Here is a 4,988-nt window from a genome sequence, read left to right as displayed (position 1 = left end):
TCCCGACCAGGCGCTGCTCGGCCCCGAACGCCTTCAGCGTCTCGTAGTTCATGAGGGCGTCGTTCGACAGGCCGGCGGCGCGGTTCTCGGCCTCGTTCAGGTCGCGCCGGTGCGACAGCCGCCAGTCGGTGATCTTGAAGGTGATGACCGCGTAGAGGACCAGGGTCACGAAGGCAGTGACGGCGAAGCGCCAGTCGAGGCGAACCACCATCACGATCATCGCCAGGATCAGTTCCACGAAGGTGGGGCCGAGACTGAAGATCAGGCTGCGGATCAGGAAGTCGGTGGCGCGCGCGCCGCGGTCGATGACGCGCGACAGCGTGCCGGTCTGCTTGGTCTGGTGGAAGTCGAGCGAGAGCGACAGCGCGTGGCCGAAGGTCTCCACCGCGGCCCGCGCCATGGTCGACTGCGAGACACGGGTGAAGATCGCATCGCGGGCGAACGGCGCGCAGGCCGCCACGAACCGCAGGGCCGCGAACGCGACCGCCAGGCTGACGAACTGCGTCCCCAGGATCACGCCGCCCTGCACGGCCGGGGTCAGGGTGTTGATGGCGTCGCCCAGCATCACCGGCGCGATGACGCCCGAGAGCTTGCCGACGAAGACCAGGGCGAGGGCCGCGGCGATCCGGAGCCGCAGTTGCGGCGCGCCCGAACGCATCACCAGCGCCAGGAGGTCGGCCATCGAGGCCCAGAAGGCGAACCTCGTCTCGGCTGGCGCGATCGCGCCCGGCCCGGAGAAGCGCGCGCGCATCATGTCCGCGTGGCTCATGCGCGCGGCTCCTGGAAACTGGACGGCGCTGGACTCACGGCGAGCTTGCGACTCCTAATGACGAACAATTGAGAGTTGGACCCGCGCGCCGCGACGGCAAGCGACCCTGAAACATCCCCTGGAGTAAGCGTAATGCGGCGTCACAGCCAGCGCCTGGAATCGGCCTGCGTGTTCTGCGGATCCTCCGATGCGGCGGATCCGGAGTTCCTGGGCGCCGCGCGCGGCGTGGGCAAGGCGCTGGCCGACGCCAGGATCAAGCTGGTCTACGGCGGCGGCGGCGTGGGCCTGATGGGCGCCGTGGCGCGCGCCGCGCACGAGGCCGGCGGCGAGGTGCTGGGCATCATCCCGACCTTCCTGGTGGGCGTCGAGCGCGCCCTCGGCGAGGTCGAGCACATCATCGTCGACAACATGCACGAGCGGAAAATGCTCATGTTCCAGCGCTCGGACAGCTTCGTGATCCTGCCGGGCGGCATCGGCACGCTGGAGGAAGTGGTCGAGCTCCTCTCGTGGCGCCGCCTCGACCTGCATGCCAAGCCGGTGGTGTTCTACAACCCGCGCGGGTTCTGGGAGCCGCTGTTCAAGCTCTTCCAGCACACGGTGGACGAGAACCTGACGCCGCCCGACTTCATGCGGGCCTGGGTGGCCGTCGACACCGTCGGCCAGATCGTCCCCGCCCTCCTGAGCCAGGGCCGCGAGGCCTATCCCTCCGAGGCCGCCGTCGGCCGGCGCGGATAGGAATCCCTCCGAAGTCGGCCCGGATTTCAGGCAATCCTAACCACGCGGCGTGGCCCGAAAGCCACTGTTCCGGCAAATGGCGGCCGCGCGCCGGTTTTGGCCGGGCGGTCGGCGAACCCACTGCATCTTTTTAAGGTGCAGATCGCGTAGTTGGGATCACGTCTCTCAACTGCAGATGGAAAACACGATGCGAAACCTCCTCCTCGCCACCGCCACCACGACCCTCCTGGCCGCCGCGGGCGCGGCTCAGGCCCAGGACTGGACCGGCTTCTACGTGGGCGGCGCGCTCGGGCTCGCGGACCGCTCCGAGAGCAGCGGCGAGACGATCGGTTTCGACACCAACCTGGACGGCCGCTACACCGACACGGTCAACACCGCGGCCGGCGCGAACGCATTCTCGCCCGGCTTCTGCGGCGGCTCCAACATCACCAACGCCGCCCCCGGCGGCTGCAAGAAGGACGACAACTCGGACGTCGAGATGTCGATCCGCGCCGGCTACGACTACCAGTTCCCGAGCGGCTGGGTCGTCGGCGGCGTGATCGAGTACAGCCAGACCCAGCTCTCCGACGCGGTCACCGCGTTCTCGACCACGCCGGCGGCCTACACCTTCACCCGCAAGCTGAAGGACACCTGGGCGGCGCGCGCCCGCGGCGGCTACGCCATGGGCGACAACCTGTTCTACCTCACCGGCGGCTACGCCGAAGGCTCGGTGCGTCACAGCTTCAACACGACGAACACCGTGAACGCCTTCCCGCGCAGCGGCGGGGGCAACGCCAAGGGCTACCAACTCGGCGCCGGCGTCGAGCACAAGTTCACGCAGAACATCGCGCTCGGCGTGGAATTCCTGCGCACCAGCCTGAAGGATGACGACTTCGGCGTCCGCGCCACGAACAACGGCGCGACCGCCGCCACGAACCCGTTCCTGCTGGCCAACACCCAGGGCACCGGCTTCCTGCGGACGGACGACGACATCGAATACAACAGCTTCCGCGCCACCGTTTCCTGGCGCTTCTAGGCCGAGCAGCTTCGGCGGGGCGCACAGCGCCGCCTCGGGCCCTCCCGGCGCAGGCCGTGGAGGGCCTTCTGCTGTCTGCGGGCCGGCGTCTGACCCCTTCCCACGAGGCGCGGCGTGCCGCCTACTAGGGTCCGGAGGGCCGATGGCGGAACCGCTGGACATCGTCGAGGCGCAGGTCCGCATTCCCGCGGCTGGCGGCCGGGTGCTGTCGGCGCGGCTCTGGCGGCCGAAGGACGGCCCCCGCGTCCCCGCCATCCTCGACCTCTGCCCCTACCGCCCCCACGACGTCTTCCGGCCGGTGATGGACCCGCTGCTGCCCTGGTGGGCGGCGCAGGGCTACGCCGTCCTGGCGGTGGACACCGGCGGCGCCGGGGGCTCCAGCGGCCTGCTCCTCGACGAGTACCTCAAGCCCGAGATCGACGACGCCGAGGCCGTGGTGGCCTGGGCCGCCGCGCAGCCCTGGTGCGACGGCGCGGTGGGCATGAGCGGGCTCTCCTGGGCCGCCTTCACCGCCATCCGGACCGCCGCGCGCAAGCCGCCCGCGCTGAAGGCCATGGTGCTGGGCGGCGTCTCCGAGGACGGCTGGACCACCGACGTCCAGAGCCTGGGCGGGCAGATGTACTCGGCGCGCATCGACTGGGCCGGCGTGATGCTGATGTTCAACGCCCTCCCCCCGGACCCTCAGCAGGCGGGCGACGGCTGGCGCGCGACGTGGCTGAAGCGGCTGGAGGCGAACCGGCCCTTCATCCTGCCGTGGCTCAGCCATCCCGAGCGCGACGCCTACTGGCAGCGCAAGTCGGCGCCGATGGGCGAGACGCCGACGCTGTTCTACTCGGGCTGGGCCGACAAGTACGCCACCTCGGTCCTGCGCATCGCGGCCGGCTGGAAGGGCCCGGCACGGACCATCATCGGCCCCTGGGAACATGTGACGCCGACCACCGCTACGCGCGGCCCGCGCATCGGCTTCCTGCAAGAGGCGCTGCGCTGGTGGGACAGGTGGCTGAAGGGCCGCGAGACCGGCGTCATGGCCGACCCGCCGCTCCGCTACTGGCTGGGCGAGCCCGACGGCAAGGGCGGGCTGGAGCACGGTGTGTGGCGGGGCGTCGACTGGCCCGCCGCGAGCCTGCAGGCCGCGCCCCAGAGCTGGCCGGGCCCGCCGCGCGTGCTGGCGCCGACGCCGGTCACGCCCGCGACGCTGCCCGACGACCTCTATGAGGATGCGCCCGGCCCATGGTCGTCTGGGGGCGCCTTGCTGACGCCGCCGGCCGAGGTCGACCGTGAGGTTGTCCTGCCGGTGCTGCGCGGTCGCGTGAGGTCGGACCGGGCGGGCGGCCTCCTAGTAGCCCGCCTCCTCGACGTGGCCCCCGACGGTCAGGCGGTGCGGATGAGCACGGCGGCGCTGAACCTGGGCTTCCACGACGGCTCCGGCCGCTTCGACCCGCCGAAGGCCGGCGAGTGGCTCGACGTCACCCTGCCCTTCCAGGCCATCGCCTGGACGCTGAAGAAGGGGCATCGCGTCGGGTTGCTGCTCTCCGCGGACGGCTGGCCGACGCTCTGGCCCGGCCGCGCGGGCGCGACGCTGACGCTCGACATGGATCGCCTGGAGCTCAGCCTGCCGCGAGCCGATGGCGCGGACGTCCGCCCGTTCGAGCCGCCCGTGACCGCGCCCGGGCCGGCGATGGGCGCCGCGAAGTGGCTCGATGCGTCGAAGGAGACCTTCCTGCCCAGCGGCCTGACCGGCGCCGCCGCGGTCGCCCCGCCCGCCTTCGCCTACCACCTGCCGGCGACGGGGACCGACTACCGCCTCGCCTCCCGCTTCGAACTCCTGCTCACCGACGGCGGCCGCGAAGCCGCGGCGGCCAAGATGTACCGCGCCGCCCTGGAGCGCCCGGGCTGGTCCATCCGCGTGAACACCCGCCTCGTCGTGCGGTCGGAGCCGAAGGCGTTCAACGTGAGCTGGACGATCCAAGCCACGGAGAAGGGGACGGAAATCTTCAACCGCACCGGCGACGCCCGTGTGCCGAGATCGGCGGTCTAGCAATCCCCTTGTACGTCATGGCCGGGCCTGTCCCGGCCATCCAGACGCGCAGGCCTGTCTAGCGGAGTCGCGGCGGCTGAGCTGCGGCGCTTCCACCTTGGTCGGCGTCTATGGATGGCCGGGACAGGCCCGGCCATGACGTTCTTGGGGAGATGCGAGGACCCGTCTACGGGACGTTCGCTTCCAGCTCGTCCAGCCACACCCGCGCGTTGCCGTCGGACGGCGCGCGCCAGTCGCCGCGGGGCGAGAGGGCGCCGCCGGAGATGACCTTGGGGCCGTTGGGGACGGCCGAGCGCTTGAACTGGCTGATCTCGAAGAAGCGGAAGAGGAAGACGCCCAGCCAGCGCTTGATGGTCGCCAGATCGTAGGCGTTTCGCGCCTCGGGCGGGAAGTTCGGCGGCCACTCGCCCTTCGCCACGTCGCGCCACGCA

At 71.1% G+C, this 4,988-nt stretch carries 4 protein-coding genes and 1 pseudogene; 3 read left to right on the top strand and 2 right to left on the bottom strand.

The features are described from left to right. Positions 1 to 769: ABC transporter transmembrane domain-containing protein (locus JNL41_RS18705; RefSeq protein ID WP_293477577.1), on the bottom strand; the 769-nt coding region annotated here is incomplete at its 3' end. A 132-nt stretch (positions 770 to 901) separates the two neighbouring features. On the opposite strand from JNL41_RS18705, the gene JNL41_RS18700 reads away from it, so the two are divergent. From JNL41_RS18700 to JNL41_RS18690, 3 genes are all read left to right on the top strand, one after another. Further along, complete coding sequence (locus JNL41_RS18700) at positions 902 to 1,504, top strand: TIGR00730 family Rossman fold protein (protein ID WP_293477575.1); 603 nt, start codon at positions 902 to 904, stop codon at positions 1,502 to 1,504. 187 nt (positions 1,505 to 1,691) lie between these two features. Then, entirely contained in the window at positions 1,692 to 2,519 is an 828-nt protein-coding gene (locus JNL41_RS18695) for an outer membrane beta-barrel protein (protein WP_293477573.1), read from the top strand. A gap of 142 nt (positions 2,520 to 2,661) precedes the next feature. Beyond that, the gene (locus tag JNL41_RS18690; RefSeq protein WP_293477571.1) at positions 2,662 to 4,557 is read left to right on the top strand and encodes a CocE/NonD family hydrolase; all 1,896 of its coding nucleotides are present in this window, start codon (positions 2,662 to 2,664) and stop codon (positions 4,555 to 4,557) included. A gap of 166 nt (positions 4,558 to 4,723) precedes the next feature. Here the strand turns inward: JNL41_RS18690 and nadE are convergent. After that, positions 4,724 to 4,988 (bottom strand): annotated as a pseudogene (gene nadE / locus JNL41_RS18685) (NAD(+) synthase); the annotation flags it as partial.

Origin of the sequence: Phenylobacterium sp., from assembly GCF_016793285.1 — a bacterium.
In the GTDB taxonomy this organism is placed as follows: Bacteria; Pseudomonadota; Alphaproteobacteria; order Caulobacterales; family Caulobacteraceae; genus Phenylobacterium.
This window is presented reverse-complemented; position numbering and strand designations above follow the sequence as displayed.

Excerpts from the sequence above, each read along its gene's own strand:
- JNL41_RS18695 (WP_293477573.1), top strand. The coding sequence starts at position 1,692 with ATGCGAAACCTCCTCCTCGCCACCGCCACCACGACCCTCCTGGCCGCC.
- JNL41_RS18690 (WP_293477571.1), top strand. The coding sequence starts at position 2,662 with ATGGCGGAACCGCTGGACATCGTCGAGGCGCAGGTCCGCATTCCCGCG.
- JNL41_RS18700 (WP_293477575.1), top strand. The coding sequence starts at position 902 with ATGCGGCGTCACAGCCAGCGCCTGGAATCGGCCTGCGTGTTCTGCGGA.